Raw genomic sequence first — 15,456 nt, 5'->3', positions numbered from 1 at the left:
AGGTGTGGGCGGGGGAGGGGCCGACCTGGGACTCCTTCGTGTTCGCCGCCGGTGCTCGGACGGGTCACCGAGCGGGCCGCGCTCACGGCGGGGCCGGTCCCGGTGTCCGTGCGCGACCCGCTGACGATCGCCCGCGGCGCCGCCTCGGTCGCCGCCGTCACCGGACGGGCGGTCGGGGTGGCACTGCGCACCTCCAGCAGGCGGGTCGTCGAAGGCGTGCACGGGCGGGCCCGGACGCGGCCCGCCGCCGTCCTCGACGAGACCGCGTCGGCCCTGCGGACCCTGCTGCACGGCACGCCGGGGGAGCCGGTCGTGCCCGGCAGCACCTTCCGGCGCCGGCTGCCGCCGCCCGGCGGGCCGCTCACCGTGGCCGCCTTCGGGGAGCGGGCGGTCGCCACGGCCGCCGCGCACGCCGACCGCATGCTGCTCGACGTCGTCTCCCCGGAGCAGGTGCGCGAGCTGCGCGGCAGGCTGGACACGCCCGCGCGGAAGGCCGGTCGTACACCGCCGGTGCCGGCCGCGTGGCTGCCGGCGGCCGTCGACCCGGCGCCGGAGTCGCTCGCGCAGGTGCTCGGGAGCATCGCCGGGTATCTGACCGTGCCGGGGTACCGCGAGGTGTTCGCCCGGGCCGGCTTCGGTGAGGCCGTCGAGCCGGCCGCGGCGGGCGCCGGCCGGGACACCCTGGTGGGGGCCCTGCCGCCGGAGGCCGCGGCGTGGGCCTGGTGGGCGACCTGGGCGCCGTACGGGAGCGGCTCGACGCCTGTGCCGAGGCCGGGCTCGACGAGGTCGCCCTGGTGCCGGCGACGGCCGGTGATCCGGCGGGGGAGCGGACGCTGCGGGCGCTCGGGCCGGCCTGAGGCCGGACGTGACCGTGGTCAGGCGGGCTTGATGTTGTGGTTGAAGCGGAAGACGTTGTCGGGGTCGTACTGCCGCTTCACCTCCGCGAGCCGACGGGTGTTCTCGGTGCCCAGACCCGCCACCACCCGGTCGGTGCCCTCGTCGCCGATGAAGTTGAGGTACACGTCGCCGGTGCTCCACGGGCGGACGACGGCGCGTACGTCCCGGACCCACTGGACGCAGCGCTCGTCGTCCTTGGGGTCCTCCCAGATCCCGAACGGGTGCACGGCCCAGGGCGCGTCCCGGTACGGCACCGGGTACTCGTGCGGCCCGCCGGCGATCGCGCCGCCCTGCGGCAACATCAGGTGCTGGGTGGCCGTCGGCACGGGCATGGAGTCCGCGAGGGCGCAGAAGGCGTCCACGAGGTCGTCGGGCATGCCCGTCAGGTACTCCGCCGACCAGTAGTTCCGCATCCCCGGCGGATCGTCGATCATGCACTGGACGTCCGCGTACGGCATCGCCCCGACGACCTCCCCCTCGTGCGGCAGCGCCAGCAGCGGCTGGGCCAGCTTGCGCATGTCCTCCTCGGCACCCGCGTACGTCAGCAGCACCCCGCAGACCAGCCTGCCCACCAGCGCGGGCGGTACGAACTCCTCGGGCGGGCCGGTGAGGTACAGGACCGCGCCGCTCGCCTCGTCGGGGGCCGCCGCGATCACGTCGCGGTAGGTGCGCACCACGTCGAGGCCGTGCTCCGGGAGATAGAGCACCAGGGCGATGGAGAACTCGGGCAGCTCGTACAGCTTCAGGGTGAGCGCGGTGGCGACGCCGAAGTTGCCGCCCCCGCCGTGCAGGGCCCAGAACAGGTCCGGGTGCTCGTCGGCGTTCGCGTGGACGCGCTCGCCGTCGGCGGTGACCAGTTCGACGCCGAGCAGGTTGTCGACGGCGAGGCCGCAGCAGCGGTCCAGCCAGCCGGTGCCACCGCCCAGGACGAAGCCGCCGACGCCGGTGGTGGAGGCCCGGCCGCCGGTCGTGGCGAGGCCGAAGGGCTGGCAGGCGCGGTCCAGGTCGCTCATCGTGGCGCCGCCCGCGACGCGTACCGCCTCGGCCGCCGGATCCACGGTGACGGCCCGCATGTGCCGCAGGTCGGCCACCACGGCGCCGTCGCCCAGCGCCTGGCCGGCCACGCTGTGCCCGCCGCCGCGCACCGCGATCTTCAGGTCGAGGTCGCGGGCGAAGCGCACGGTCCGGGCGACGTCGGCCTCGTCCACGCACTGGGCGATCACCGCCGGACGCCGGTCGATCATCGCGTTGAAGACGGCGCGGGCCTCGTCGTAGCCCGTGTCCCCCGGGGCGAACACGTCGCCGACCAGATCCTCGCGCAGCGCGGCGAGGGCCGCGCCCGCCTTCGATGGGGAGGCCATGAGGCGCCCCCTTCCGTGCAGGGGCTGATCCTCCCAGCCTAGGCGGGCCCGGTGTCGCCTTCCTGTTCAGCCGCCGTACGCGCCGGACGCCGTCAGGCGCAGGGCCGTGTCGATCAGGGGGACGTGGCTGAAGGCCTGCGGGAAGTTGCCGACCTGGCGCTTGAGGCGCGGGTCCCACTCCTCGGCGAGCAGACCGAGGTCGTTGCGCAGGGACAGCAGCTTCTCGAAGAGCTTGCGGGCCTCGTCGACGCGGCCGATCATCGCGAGGTCGTCCGCCATCCAGAACGAGCAGGCGAGGAAGGCGCCCTCGTCGCCGGGGAGGCCGTCGACGCCCTCGTCGTCGCCCTGCGTCGGGTAGCGCAGGATGAAGCCGTCCGGGGTGGACAGCTCGCGCTGGATCGCCTCGATGGTGCCGATCACGCGCTTGTCGTCGGGCGGCAGGAAGCCCATCTGGGGGATCAGGAGCAGGGAGGCGTCCAGTTCCTTCGAGCCGTACGACTGGGTGAAGGTGTTGCGCTCCTTGTCGTAGCCCTTCTCGCACACGTCCCGGTGGATGTCGTCGCGCAGCTCGCGCCACCGCTCCAGCGGGCCGTCCGCGTCGCCCGACTCGATCAGCTTGATCGTGCGGTCGACCGCGACCCAGGCCATGACCTTGGAGTGCACGAAGTGGCGGCGCGGGCCGCGCACCTCCCAGATGCCCTCGTCCGGCGCGTCCCAGTGCTTCTCCAGGTAGCGGATCAGCTTCAGCTGGAGGAGGGAGGCGTAGTCGTTGCGGGCGAGGCCCGTCATGTGGCCGAGGTGCAGGGCCTCGGTGACCTCGCCGTACACGTCCAGCTGGAGCTGGTGCGCCGCGCCGTTGCCGACCCGGACCGGGGCGGAGTTCTCGTAGCCGGGCAGCCAGTCCAGCTCGGCCTCGCCCAGCTCGCGCTCGCCCGCGATGCCGTACATGATCTGCAGGTTCTCCGGGTCGCCGGCGACCGCGCGCAGCAGCCACTCGCGCCAGGCGCGGGCCTCCTCGCGGTAGCCGGTGCGCAGGAGGGAGGACAGGGTGATCGCCGCGTCGCGCAGCCAGGTGTAGCGGTAGTCCCAGTTGCGGACGCCGCCGATGTCCTCGGGGAGGGAGGTCGTGGGGGCCGCCACGATGCCGCCGGTGGGGGCGTACGTCAGGGCCTTCAGGGTGATCAGCGAGCGGATCACCGCCTCGCGGTACGGGCCGTGGTACGTGCAGTGCTCGACCCACTCGCGCCAGAACTCCTCCGTCGCCTCCAGCGACTGCTCCGGCTCCGGCAGGGCCGGCGGCTGCTTGTGCGAGGGCTCCCAGGAGATCGTGAACGCGATGCGGTCACCGGGGGCGACCGTGAAGTCCGCGTACGTGGTCAGCGACTTCCCGTAGGTCTCGGCGGTGGTGTCGAACCACACCGAGTCGGGTCCCGCGACGGCGACCGTGCGCCCCTCGTGCTTGTGCACCCACGGGACCACGCGGCCGTAGGAGAAGCGCATGCGCAGGGTGGAGCGCATGGGGACGCGGCCCGTGACGCCCTCGACGATGCGGATCAGCTGGGGCGCGCCGTCACGAGGGGGCATGAAATCGGTCACTCGGACCGTGCCGCGCGGGGTGTCCCACTCGGATTCCAGGATCAGCGAGTCGCCGCGGTAGGTGCGGCGGGCCGCGCGCGGCGGCGGTGCGTCGGAGGCGTGCGCGGGGCCGAGGCGCCAGAAGCCGTGTTCCTCTGTGCCGAGCAGACCGGCGAAGATCGCGTGCGAGTCGAAGCGGGGCAGGCACAGCCAGTCCACTGTCCCGTCACGGCAGACCAAGGCAGCGGTCTGCATGTCTCCGATGAGTGCGTAGTCTTCGATGCGCCCGGCCACGTGCAACTCCAGTCGAACGGCCACGTCACCCCCACGCGTACGGGGGGCTGTCGCTAGTGCGGTCAAGGGGTCGTTGTAATGCGTCGTTGAGCGATGAAGCAAAGCAAACGCTCCGCCGTATGGGCAAAACGTCAATTGTTGCTCAACGAACTGACGAGCTCTCGTTGTTCCGGTGGGATACGGGCTGGGGTGTGCCGTCTTGCCGGCCGGGCTCGGCAGCGAGTGTCCGAGCAGGATACGACGCACGTAGATGATCTGTGTGTCGCTCCGGGCAACGCGGGTACGCCGAACGGGTGAGCCACCGGTGAGAAGCCCGTAAGAGAAGTCTGCCTGGCTCTCGCGGAAGGTGCGTCCGGTGTCGGCGCGTGCGCGGAGCGTGGCCGGAAGCCATCTCTCCGAGGCGCTGATACCCTGGTAGCCCGTGGACCGGTGGGCTCGAAACCCCCGAACCGCAGCGACCCCAGACCGCGACCACGGGAGCCCCCTCTTGGCCATGTTGCCGAAATCCACGACGACCAAGCACATCTTCGTCACCGGGGGTGTCGCCTCCTCGCTCGGCAAGGGTCTGACGGCGTCCAGCCTCGGCATGCTGCTGAAGGCGCGGGGCCTGCGTGTCGTGATGCAGAAGCTCGACCCGTATCTGAACGTCGACCCGGGCACGATGAACCCCTTCCAGCACGGCGAGGTGTTCGTCACCAACGACGGCGCCGAGACCGACCTGGACATCGGCCACTACGAGCGCTTCCTCGACCGCGACCTGGACGGCTCCGCGAACGTCACCACCGGTCAGGTCTACTCGACGGTGATCGCCAAGGAGCGCCGCGGCGAGTACCTGGGCGACACGGTCCAGGTCATCCCGCACATCACCAACGAGATCAAGCACCGCATCCGCCGGATGGCGACGGACGAGGTCGACGTCGTGATCACCGAGGTCGGCGGCACGGTCGGCGACATCGAGTCGCTGCCCTTCCTGGAGACCGTCCGCCAGGTTCGGCACGAGGTCGGCCGGGACAACGTCTTCGTGGTCCACATCTCTCTCCTGCCCTACATCGGCCCGTCCGGCGAGCTGAAGACCAAGCCCACCCAGCACTCGGTGGCGGCGCTGCGGAACATCGGTATCCAGCCGGACGCGATCGTGCTGCGCTGCGACCGCGAGGTGCCGACCGCGATCAAGCGCAAGATCTCGCTGATGTGCGACGTCGACGAGGCGGCGGTCGTGGCCTGCCCGGACGCGCGGTCCATCTACGACATCCCGAAGACCGTGCACGGCGAGGGCCTGGACGCCTATGTCGTCCGCAAGCTGGACCTGCCGTTCCGTGACGTGGACTGGACGACCTGGGACGACCTGCTCGACCGCGTCCACAACCCCGACCACGAGATCACCCTCGCCCTGGTCGGCAAGTACATCGACCTGCCCGACGCCTATCTCTCGGTCACCGAGGCGCTGCGCGCCGGCGGCTTCGCCAACAAGGCCCGCGTGAAGATCAAGTGGGTCACCTCCGACGACTGCAAGACCCCGGCCGGGGCCAAGGCGCAGCTCGCCGACGTCGACGGCATCTGCATCCCGGGTGGCTTCGGCGACCGCGGTGTGCTCGGCAAGGTCGGCGCGATCCGCTACGCCCGCGAGAACAAGATCCCGCTGCTGGGCCTGTGCCTCGGCCTGCAGTGCATCGTGATCGAGGCGGCCCGCAACCTCGCCGACATCGGCGACGCGAACTCCACCGAGTTCGACGCGGCCACCGCCCACCCGGTCATCTCCACCATGGCCGAGCAGCTCGACATCGTCGCCGGCGAGGGCGACATGGGCGGAACGATGCGCCTGGGCATGTATCCGGCCAAGCTGGCGGAAGGTTCCATCGTCCGCGAGGTCTACGACGGCAAGGAGTACGTCGAGGAGCGGCACCGTCACCGGTACGAGGTGAACAACGCCTACCGCGCCGAGCTGGAGAAGAAGGCGGGCATCCTGTTCTCCGGCACCTCGCCGGACGGCAAGCTCGTCGAGTACGTCGAGTACCCGCGTGACGTCCACCCCTACCTGGTCGCCACGCAGGCGCACCCCGAGCTGCGCTCGCGGCCGACGCGTCCGCACCCGCTGTTCGCCGGCCTCGTGAAGGCCGCGGTCGAGCGGAAGAATTCCAAGTAACACACCAGTTGTTACGGTGGCCGGGGTGCATACCTTCAAAGGTGGGCACCCCGGTTTTTCTTTGCGCACGTGGAAGGACGGCAAGGAGCATGACGATCAAGGACACCCCGCAGACGTGGGAGATCCGGTCCACGGAGACCCCCTTCGTGGGCAACAAGACCTCCGTGCGCACGGACGAGGTGGTCATGCCCGACGGCTCGGTGGTCCGCCGGGACTACCAGGTCCACCCCGGTTCCGTGGCCGTCCTCGCCCTCGACGCCGAGGACCGGGTGCTGCTGATCAAGCAGTACCGCCACCCCGTGCGGCACAAGCTCTGGGAGATCCCCGCCGGCCTGCTCGACGTGCCCGGTGAGAACCCGCTGCACGCCGCCCAGCGCGAGCTGTACGAGGAGGCGCACGTCAAGGCCGAGGACTGGCGGGTGCTGACCGACGTGTACACGACCCCCGGCGGCTGTGACGAGTCCGTACGGGTCTTCCTCGCCCGGGGGCTGGCCGAGGCGGACGGGCAGCGCTTCGAGGTGGAGGACGAGGAGGCCGACATGGAGCACGCGCGCGTGCCGGTCGACGAACTCGTCCGGGCGGTGCTCGCGGGCGATGTGCACAACAACTGCCTCGTCGTGGGCGTGCTGTCGTTCGTGGCCGCGCGTGCCGGGGACGGTCTCGACGCGCTGCGTCCGGCCGAGGCGCCCTGGCCGGCCCGTCCGTTCGAGGCATGAGCCACACACTCACCACTGGTTCCGGTGGTTCCGGTGTGACGATCGCCTGATCCGATCGGGGGATGTCGCGGCCGTGCCCCGCCGTCCTCCGCCCGGAACGTCGCAGAGCGTGAACTAGGCTCTGGAAACGCCCGATCCGGAGTCCCGGCGGGCCGGCGTGCGCGTGGGACGGGAGTGTGGCCCGTGACGGATCAGGCAGTGGACACAGGCGGCGTTCAGCTGTCCGGACACGCCGCGACACGGGGCCAATTCCTGGGCCGTACCCGGGAGTTGAAGGAACTGCGCGCCGACATAGAGCGCACCGGCCTGGACACCCTGACCGGGAAGAAGGCGCCCCGCGCACGTGTGCTCCTCATCGCGGGCCGGCCTGGATCCGGGCGTACGGCGCTCGCCGAGGAACTCGTACGGCAGGTCGCCGGCCGCTACCGCGACGGTGTCCTGCGCGCCCGGCTCGCCGAACCCGACGGCACCCCCGTCCCGGTCGAGCGCGCCGCCCGGGAACTGCTCGCCGCCCTGGACCTGCCGACCCCGGCCGGCGCCGACGAGGACGAGCTCGCGGCCACCCTGCGGGAGACCCTCGCCGGCCGGCGCGCGCTGATCCTGCTGGACGACGCGGCCGGGGCGGAACAGGTCGACGCGCTGCTGCCGGACACCCCGGAATGCCTGCTCGTCGCCGTCTCCGCGGGCCCTCTCACCGGCATCGCGGACGTCCGCCCCTGCACCCTCGGCGGGCTGGACACCAAATCCGCCCTCGAACTCCTCACCCGCTTCACCGGCTCGGTCCGCATCACCGTCGACCCACGCGCCGCCGAGGGCCTCGTCGAGGCCTGCCAGGGCCAGCCCGCCGCGCTGATCCTGGCCGGCGGCTGGCTCGCCGCCCGCCCCCAGGCGGCCGTCTCCGACCTCGCCAAGCAACTGCACGCGGAAGGCGACGACGGCACCCCGCTCAGCCGGGTCTTCGGGCTCGTCCACGCCGGTCTGCCCGCCCCGGCCGCCCGCACCCTGCGCCTGCTCTCGCTCGCCCCGGCCGGACTCGTCGACCCGCACACCGCCTCCGCGCTCGCGGGCTGCTCGATCGACGCCGCCCGCAAGACCCTGGACGACCTCACCGCCCTCGGGCTGCTGCGGACCGTCGACTCCCCGCTGCCCGAGTACGAGGTCCCCGGCGCGCTGCACCCGCTGCTGCGCGCCGCCGCCGAGACCCACGAGCGCCCCGCCGAGCTCCTGCTGGCCCGCGCCCGCATGCTCGAGCGCACGGTACGGCTGCTGCAGTCCTGCCGGGCCGTCACCGAGCCGGACAACCCCCAGGCCCGCGAGAGGCTCCAGGGCACGCCCCGCGCCCTGCGCTTCCCCACCCCGCGCGCCGCCGCCGACTGGCTGCGCGCCCGCCGCCCCGCGCTGCTCGCGGCCGCCCGGGCGGCCGTCGCGGACGGGGAGCTGGACACCCTGGCCCGCCGACTGATGTCCCAGCTGGTCAGGGCGATGGTCGCGCACTTCGGCACCCGGGCGGCCGCGTCCGACCTGTACGGCATCCACCAGCTCGTCCTCGACGTGGCCGAGCGCCGCGACCTGCCCCGGGAGAAGGCCGCCGCCCTGCTGAACCTGGCCGACGTGGACGCCCGGACCGGGCGCACCGCGGAGGCCCTGGTGCGCTACCGGGCGGCTCTGGACGCCGGACGGGCGGCGCACGACCCGTACGCGACGGGCCGCGCGATGGAATCCGTAGGCGGCGCGCATCTGGAGCTGGGGGACTACGAACGGGCCGCCGACTGGTTCGGCCGGGCCCTGGCCCAGCGGCTGGCCCGTGACGAGCGTGAGGACGCCGCCCGGCTGTACGGCCGGATCGCCACCGCGCACACCTACGCGGGCCGCTACGGCGAGGCACAGCGGGCCTGGCGGGCGGCGGTGGCCGGACACCGCAAGAACGGCGATGTGGCCGCCTACGCACGGGCGTTGAGCGAGCTGGCGCGGGTCCAGGAGTACGCGGGCCGGCCCGAGGAGTCGCTGCGCACCTGCGAGGAGGCGCTGGAGTGGGCGCGGCGCGCCGAGGACACCCGGTTGCAGGCGGCGGTGCGGCTGCGGCTCGCCGACACCCTGGACCATCTCGGCGACCCGACGGCCGCCGGACTGCACCGCGGCGCGGCGGAGCGTCTGCTGGGAGAGGAGCCCCAGGAGCGGGAGCCGGACCCCGAATCGGCTGGAACACAGCCCTAACGCCTGCGAAATCCGTAGTACACCCGCTGAAGATTGATGCATTGAAAGGCTGGACAGCGGGAACACCTTCATTAGACTGGCTCTGCCGCACCTTCTCCTGCGGTGTATCCCGGTGCATCCCTTCCATCCGGGTATGTATTGCTATGCCCCACAACACCCTCTGAGCCAAGGACCGTGATCGACGTGAAGGTCGGCATCCCCCGCGAGGTCAAGAACAACGAGTTCCGGGTGGCCATCACCCCCGCCGGTGTGCACGAGCTCGTGCGCCACGGCCACCAGGTCGTCGTCGAGCGCAACGCCGGCGTCGGCTCCTCGATCGTCGACGAGGAGTACGTGGCCGCCGGTGCCGAGATCCTGGAGACGGCCGACGAGGTGTGGGCCACCGCCGACCTGCTGCTGAAGGTCAAGGAGCCCATCGCCGAGGAGTACCACCGCCTCCGCAAGGACCAGACGCTCTTCACCTACCTGCACCTGGCCGCGTCCAAGGAGTGCACGGACGCCCTGCTGGAGTCCGGGACGACCGCGATCGCGTACGAGACCGTCGAGCTTCCGGGCCGCGCCCTGCCGCTGCTCGCGCCCATGTCCGAGGTCGCCGGTCGGCTGGCCCCCCAGGTCGGCGCCTACCACCTGATGCGCGCCGGCGGCGGCCGCGGCGTGCTGCCCGGCGGTGTCCCGGGCGTGCCGGCGGGCAAGGCCGTCGTCATCGGCGGTGGCGTCTCCGGCTGGAACGCGGCGCAGATCGCCATCGGCATGGGCTTCCACGTGACCCTGCTCGACAAGGACATCAACAAGCTCAAGGAGGCCGACAAGATCTTCGGTACGAAGATCCAGACCGTCGTCTCCAACGCCTTCGAGCTGGAGAAGGCCTGCCTCGAGGCCGACCTCGTCATCGGTGCCGTGCTCATCCCCGGCGCCAAGGCCCCGAAGCTGGTCACCAACGAGCTGGTGTCCCGTATGAAGCCCGGAAGTGTCCTTGTCGACATCGCGATCGACCAGGGCGGCTGCTTCGAGGACTCCCGCCCGACCACCCACGCCGAGCCGACCTTCCAGGTCCACAACTCGGTCTTCTACTGCGTCGCCAACATGCCCGGCGCCGTCCCCAACACCTCCACCTACGCGCTCACCAACGCCACGCTGCCCTACATCGTCGAACTCGCCGACCGGGGCTGGGTGGAGGCGCTGCGCCGCGACGCCGCGCTGGCCCGGGGCCTCAACACGCATGACGGACAGGTCGTTTACCGCGAGGTGGCCGAGGCGCACGGCCTGGAGCACGTGGAGCTCGACCAGTTGCTCGGCTGAGCCCCCTTCCGTGAGCGCCACGATTAAGTCACCTTTTCGCAAAGGCGATACGTCAACAAGGCGCGTCAACGGCTCACACACGGCCGGACCTTGCCCCACAAGGTCCGGCCGGATGTGTGTATGGTCACTTTGCGGCTCTCGGCCAACTCGCCTCGAACGTAACCCTTCGACCGATTCGCACACCGGTCGAACCTGCCGTGCGACGGCCGTACGCCCTTGACAGCGACATGTTTCATTGCCGACACATCGGGCCGGGTCCGGCGGATTGTGTTGCTGCGGACGCCCGACACGCCATAGAGTCGCCAACCGTCGGCATGGTGCCACGCTGACCTTGTCTAGAAGTTTCCTGGTCACCAAGGAGGTAAGACGACTTGTGAATGAGTCGACATTTGCTCCCGGGGGTGGTCAACCAGGAATGCCTACGCTGGGCCCGGGCCCCGCGGGGCCTCAGGCTGTCGGCTCCGTCGCTGTCCGAACCTTCGCAGCCCACCAGAGCCGGACCCGCCCCCGCACGGCTCTGTCAGCACACCAGAGCATGGACGGTCATCACGTGAACGCCATGGCCGGCGACGGAAGTGGCGCGCCCCACAACCACTTCGCCGACTACGACGAACTGCCCGACGGGCACTTCTACGACCCCGACGCCGAATACGAGCCGGACCCGGAGTACGCGGCCACGCTCGCGCCCGACGCTGCCCGCCAGCGCCGGGAGCGCATCGGCCCGACCGGACGCCCGCTGCCGTACTTCCCGATCCCGGGACCGCTGACGAACCACGGTCCCGCGACGATCATCGCGATGTGCAACCAGAAGGGCGGCGTCGGCAAGACCACGTCGACCATCAACCTGGGTGCCGCGCTCGCGGAGTACGGCCGCCGGGTGCTGCTCGTGGACTTCGACCCGCAGGGCGCGCTGTCGGTCGGTCTCGGCGTCAACCCGATGGAGCTCGACCTCACGGTCTACAACCTGCTCATGGAGCGGGGCATGTCGGCCGACGAGGTGCTCCTGAAGACGGCGGTCCCCAACATGGACCTGCTGCCGAGCAACATCGACCTGTCGGCCGCCGAGGTCCAGTTGGTCTCCGAGGTCGCGCGCGAGTCGACCCTCCAGCGGGCGCTGAAGCCGCTGATGGACGACTACGACTACATCGTCATCGACTGTCAGCCCTCGCTCGGCCTGCTCACCGTCAACGCGCTGACGGCCGCGCACAAGGTGATCGTGCCGCTGGAGTGCGAGTTCTTCGCGCTGCGCGGTGTGGCGCTGCTGACCGAGACCATCGAGAAGGTCCAGGAGCGGCTCAACCCCGAGCTGGAGCTCGACGGGATCCTCGCGACCATGTACGACTCGCGCACCGTGCACAGCCGTGAGGTGCTCGCGCGTGTCGTCGAGGCGTTCGACGACCACGTCTACCACACGGTCATCGGGCGCACGGTCCGCTTCCCGGAGACCACGGTCGCCGGTGAACCGATCACCACGTACGCCTCCAACTCCGTCGGTGCCGCCGCCTACCGCCAGCTCGCCAGGGAGGTGCTCGCCCGGTGTCACGCCGAGTGAGTCTGCCGGGGGCCGACGAACTCTTCCGTACGACAGGGGGAATGGCGCTGCAGCCGTCCGCCCCCCGGCGCCAGGCCAACGGCGAGGTCCGGGTGCCCGCGCCGGCGGGCGAGAGCGACGGGGTGGCGGCCGGCCCGGGCGAGGACGCGCCACAGGCCGTGCCCGCGCAGGGCGGGGACGGCGAGGGCGCGGAGCATGTGGCGGCCGACGCCGAACAGACCGACGCCGAGCCGCGCAGCCGGACCGTCGCCGGGGAACGCCCCGCGCGGCGGCCGGCGGCACCGGCGCAGGAAGGTTCTGCCGCCGCTGCCGCCGCAGGCGAGGCTCAGCAGCGCAAGCGGGGGCGGCAGGCCGCCCGGCGGCCCAGTGGGCGTGAGCGGCACGACGAGAAGATCACCGTGTACGTGTCCGCCGAGGAGCTCATGGATCTGGAGCACGCCCGGCTCGTGCTCCGCGGTGAGCACGGGCTGGCCGTGGACCGGGGGCGGATCGTGCGGGAGGCGGTGGCCGTGGTCCTCGCCGACCTGGAGACCCGTGGGGATGCGAGCATCCTCGTACGACGGTTGCGCGGGCGGTAGCGGTAGCCTGCGGGGGCTATGACCTCGAACGACGTTCCCAGTCCCGCACCCGGTGCCGCCGGTGGTCGCCGGCGCGCGCTGGGGCGGGGGCCGGGAGCTCCGCGGGCGGAGCCGGATAGACCTCTGGACGCGCCGGTTCCCCAGGAGGAGCCGTTCGCCGATGAGCCCGTGGCTGTCGAAGAGGTACCCGTTGTTGAGGAGGTGCCGGAGGCCGATGTGCCGCCGGAGGCCCCCGACGGTGTCTTCAAGGTTCGGCTTGCCAACTTCGAAGGGCCCTTCGATCTGCTGCTCCAGCTGATCTCCAAGCACAAGCTGGATGTGACCGAGGTCGCGCTGTCGAAGGTGACCGATGAGTTCATGGCGCACATCCGGGCCATGGGGCCGGACTGGGACCTCGACCAGACCACCGAGTTTCTTGTCGTCGCCGCGACACTGCTCGACCTCAAGGCCGCCCGCCTGTTGCCCGCGGCGGAGGTCGAGGACGAGGCGGATCTGGCGCTGCTGGAGGCGCGGGACCTGTTGTTCGCGCGGCTGCTCCAGTACCGCGCGTACAAACAGATCGCCGACATCTTCACGTACCGGCTGGACGTGGAGGCCCGCCGTTACCCCCGTACCGTCGGCCTCGAACCGCACCACGCGGAGCTGCTGCCCGAGGTGGTCATCAGCATCGGGGCGGAAGGATTCGCCAGGCTCGCCGTGAAGGCGATGCAGCCCAGGCCCAAGCCGCAGGTGTACGTCGATCACATCCACGCGCCGCTGGTGAGCGTGCAGGAGCAGGCCGGGATCGTCGTCGCGCGGCTGCGGGAGCTGGGGGAGGCCAGTTTCCGGGTGCTGGTGGCGGACACCGAGGACACCCTGACCGTCGTGGCCCGTTTCCTCGCGCTCCTGGAGCTGTACCGGGAGAAGGCGGTCGCGCTCGACCAGGAGACCGCGCTCGGGGAGCTGCTCGTGCGCTGGACGGGTGGGGACGGGGACGCGGCGCCGATGGTCACCGACGAGTTCGACCGGCCGCCGGAGACACCCGAGGAGCCCGGGAAGGAGAAGAAACAGTGACCACCGAGGACACCGTCGCCGCGCTCGATCTCAAGGGCGCCCTGGAGGCCGTCCTGATGGTCGTGGACGAGCCCGCGACCGAGGAGCACCTGGCGAAGATCGTGGAGCGGCCCCGGCGGCAGGTCGCGGACGCGCTGCGCGAGCTGGCCGACGAGTACACCGTGCAGGGGCGGGGCTTCGAGCTGCGGTTCGTCGCGGGTGGCTGGCGGTTCTACACCCGGGCCGAGTACGCCCCGGCCGTGGAGCGGTTCGTCCTGGACGGGCAGCAGGCCCGGCTCACCCAGGCCGCGCTGGAGACGCTGGCCGTGGTCGCGTACCGGCAGCCGGTCAGCCGCAGCCGGGTCTCCGCGGTGCGCGGAGTGAACTGTGACGGTGTGATGCGCACCCTCCTGCAACGGGGTCTGGTCGAGGAGGCGGGCACGGAACCCGAAACAGGTGCGATCCTGTATGCGACGACGAACTACTTCCTGGAGCGGATGGGCCTGCGCGGTCTGGACGAGCTCCCGGAGCTCGCGCCCTTCCTCCCGGAGGCGGAGGCGATCGAGGCCGAGACCCAGGAAGCGGTGCCGTCGTTCGACCCGGACGCGCCCGACGCGCCGGGCGCAGCGGACGTAGACGACTAAGACGGAACTTTGATGCGAAGCAGCAGCGGCAGGAACAGCAGCGGAAACAACGGCGGGAGCCGTGGTGGCAACAGCGGCGGCCGCGGCGGGAGCAGCGGTGGCCGCGGTAATTACCGCGGCGCCGGGAACGCCCGCGACGACAAGCAGGGCGGCCGGCCGAAGAAGCCGCGCCCGGAGGAGCGGCGCTACGACGTGGGCCCCGGCGCCACTCAGGACGGCCCGAAGTCGGGTCGTGGCGCCTCGGCGCGCGGCGGCGCCAAGGGCGGGCCCAGGCAGGGCCAGGGCACCGGTCGTGGCCGTACGGCACCCGGCAGCTCCCGTGAGTACGAGGCGCGCGCCGAGGAGCGCAACCGCGAGCGGTACGCGGGCAAGAAGGACATCAAGCTGCCCAAGACCTTCCCGGGCGCCGAGCAGGAGGGCGAGCGGCTGCAGAAGGTCCTCGCGCGCGCGGGCTACGGCTCCCGGCGGGCCTGCGAGGAGCTGATCGAGCAGGCGCGGGTCGAGGTCAACGGCGAGATCGTGCTCGAGCAGGGCAAGCGGGTCGACCCGGAGAAGGACGAGGTCAAGGTCGACGGCCTGACCGTCGCCACGCAGTCGTACCAGTTCTTCTCGCTGAACAAGCCGGCCGGGGTCGTTTCGACGATGGAGGACCCGGAGGGGCGGCAGTGCCTCGGGGACTACGTCACCAACCGCGAGACCCGGCTCTTCCACGTCGGGCGGCTCGACACCGAGACCGAGGGCGTCATCCTGCTCACCAACCACGGCGAGCTGGCGCACCGGCTGACCCACCCCAAGTACGGCGTGAAGAAGACCTACCTCGCGCACATCGTGGGCCCGATCCCGCGCGACCTGGGCAAGAAGCTCAAGGACGGCATCCAGCTGGAGGACGGGTACGCGCGCGCGGACCACTTCCGGGTCGTCGAGCAGACCGGCAAGAACTACCTGGTCGAGGTCACGCTGCACGAGGGCCGCAAGCACATCGTGCGCCGCATGCTGGCCGAGGCGGGCTTCCCGGTCGACAAGCTCGTGCGGGTCGCCTTCGGGCCGATCACCCTGGGCGACCAGAAGTCGGGCTGGCTGCGGCGGCTGTCCAACACGGAGGTCGGGATGCTGATGCAGGAGGTCGACCTCTAGAAGCGTCCTGAGTGCGG

12 protein-coding genes and 1 pseudogene are annotated in these 15,456 nt (G+C 71.4%); 11 read left to right on the top strand and 2 right to left on the bottom strand.

What is annotated here, in order from left to right:
* Positions 1-51: 51 nt before the first annotated feature.
* Positions 52-588 (top strand): annotated as a pseudogene (locus ACIRF9_RS47035) (LLM class flavin-dependent oxidoreductase); the annotation flags it as partial.
* A gap of 125 nt (positions 589-713) precedes the next feature.
* Positions 714-857, top strand: coding sequence for a hypothetical protein (locus ACIRF9_RS47030; RefSeq protein WP_403836111.1), 144 nt, complete (start codon positions 714-716; stop codon positions 855-857).
* 18 nt (positions 858-875) lie between these two features.
* On the opposite strand, the gene ACIRF9_RS47025 is transcribed toward ACIRF9_RS47030, so the two are convergent.
* Together ACIRF9_RS47025 and ACIRF9_RS47020 are read right to left on the bottom strand one after the other, a co-directional pair.
* Positions 876-2,258, bottom strand: a complete 1,383-nt coding sequence (locus tag ACIRF9_RS47025; RefSeq protein ID WP_403836079.1) for an FAD-binding protein — start codon at positions 2,256-2,258, stop codon at positions 876-878.
* Positions 2,259-2,324: 66 nt separating this feature from the next.
* Positions 2,325-4,127: a glycoside hydrolase family 15 protein gene (locus ACIRF9_RS47020; RefSeq protein WP_403836103.1), complete on the bottom strand. Its 1,803-nt coding sequence runs from the start codon at positions 4,125-4,127 to the stop codon at positions 2,325-2,327.
* Positions 4,128-4,620: 493 nt separating this feature from the next.
* Between ACIRF9_RS47020 and ACIRF9_RS47015 the strand changes: the two genes are divergently transcribed.
* The 9 genes from ACIRF9_RS47015 to ACIRF9_RS46975 all read left to right on the top strand — a co-directional run bounded on the left by ACIRF9_RS47015 (position 4,621) and on the right by ACIRF9_RS46975 (position 15,439).
* Positions 4,621-6,270 carry a CTP synthase gene (locus tag ACIRF9_RS47015; RefSeq protein ID WP_403836077.1) on the top strand — a complete coding sequence of 550 codons (1,650 nt, stop codon included), beginning with the start codon at positions 4,621-4,623 and terminating at the stop codon, positions 6,268-6,270.
* Positions 6,271-6,359: 89 nt separating this feature from the next.
* Positions 6,360-6,986 (top strand): NUDIX domain-containing protein, encoded by a 627-nt coding sequence (locus ACIRF9_RS47010; protein ID WP_403836075.1) that lies wholly within the window; start codon positions 6,360-6,362, stop codon positions 6,984-6,986.
* Positions 6,987-7,169: 183 nt separating this feature from the next.
* Complete coding sequence (locus tag ACIRF9_RS47005; RefSeq protein WP_403836073.1) at positions 7,170-9,200, top strand: tetratricopeptide repeat protein; 2,031 nt, start codon at positions 7,170-7,172, stop codon at positions 9,198-9,200.
* A gap of 174 nt (positions 9,201-9,374) precedes the next feature.
* Entirely contained in the window at positions 9,375-10,499 is a 1,125-nt protein-coding gene (ald, locus tag ACIRF9_RS47000) for an alanine dehydrogenase (protein ID WP_403836071.1), read from the top strand.
* A 415-nt stretch (positions 10,500-10,914) separates the two neighbouring features.
* Positions 10,915-12,051 (top strand): ParA family protein, encoded by a 1,137-nt coding sequence (locus ACIRF9_RS46995; RefSeq protein ID WP_403836069.1) that lies wholly within the window; start codon positions 10,915-10,917, stop codon positions 12,049-12,051.
* Positions 12,036-12,629, top strand: coding sequence for a hypothetical protein (locus ACIRF9_RS46990; RefSeq protein ID WP_403836067.1), 594 nt, complete (start codon positions 12,036-12,038; stop codon positions 12,627-12,629). Before ACIRF9_RS46995 ends, ACIRF9_RS46990 begins: the two co-directional genes overlap by 16 nt.
* A gap of 18 nt (positions 12,630-12,647) precedes the next feature.
* Positions 12,648-13,682, top strand: a complete 1,035-nt coding sequence (locus ACIRF9_RS46985; RefSeq protein WP_403836065.1) for a segregation and condensation protein A — start codon at positions 12,648-12,650, stop codon at positions 13,680-13,682.
* Positions 13,683-13,738: 56 nt separating this feature from the next.
* Entirely contained in the window at positions 13,739-14,305 is a 567-nt protein-coding gene (gene scpB, locus ACIRF9_RS46980) for an SMC-Scp complex subunit ScpB (protein WP_403836101.1), read from the top strand.
* 12 nt (positions 14,306-14,317) lie between these two features.
* Complete coding sequence (locus tag ACIRF9_RS46975) at positions 14,318-15,439, top strand: pseudouridine synthase (RefSeq protein WP_403836064.1); 1,122 nt, start codon at positions 14,318-14,320, stop codon at positions 15,437-15,439.
* Positions 15,440-15,456 lie beyond the last annotated feature (17 nt).

The sequence above is a fragment of the Streptomyces sp. NPDC096132 genome (assembly GCF_044763345.1).
In the GTDB taxonomy this organism is placed as follows: Bacteria; Actinomycetota; Actinomycetes; order Streptomycetales; family Streptomycetaceae; genus Streptomyces.
Note: the sequence above shows the minus strand (reverse complement) of the source record. Positions and strands in the feature narration are given on the sequence as shown.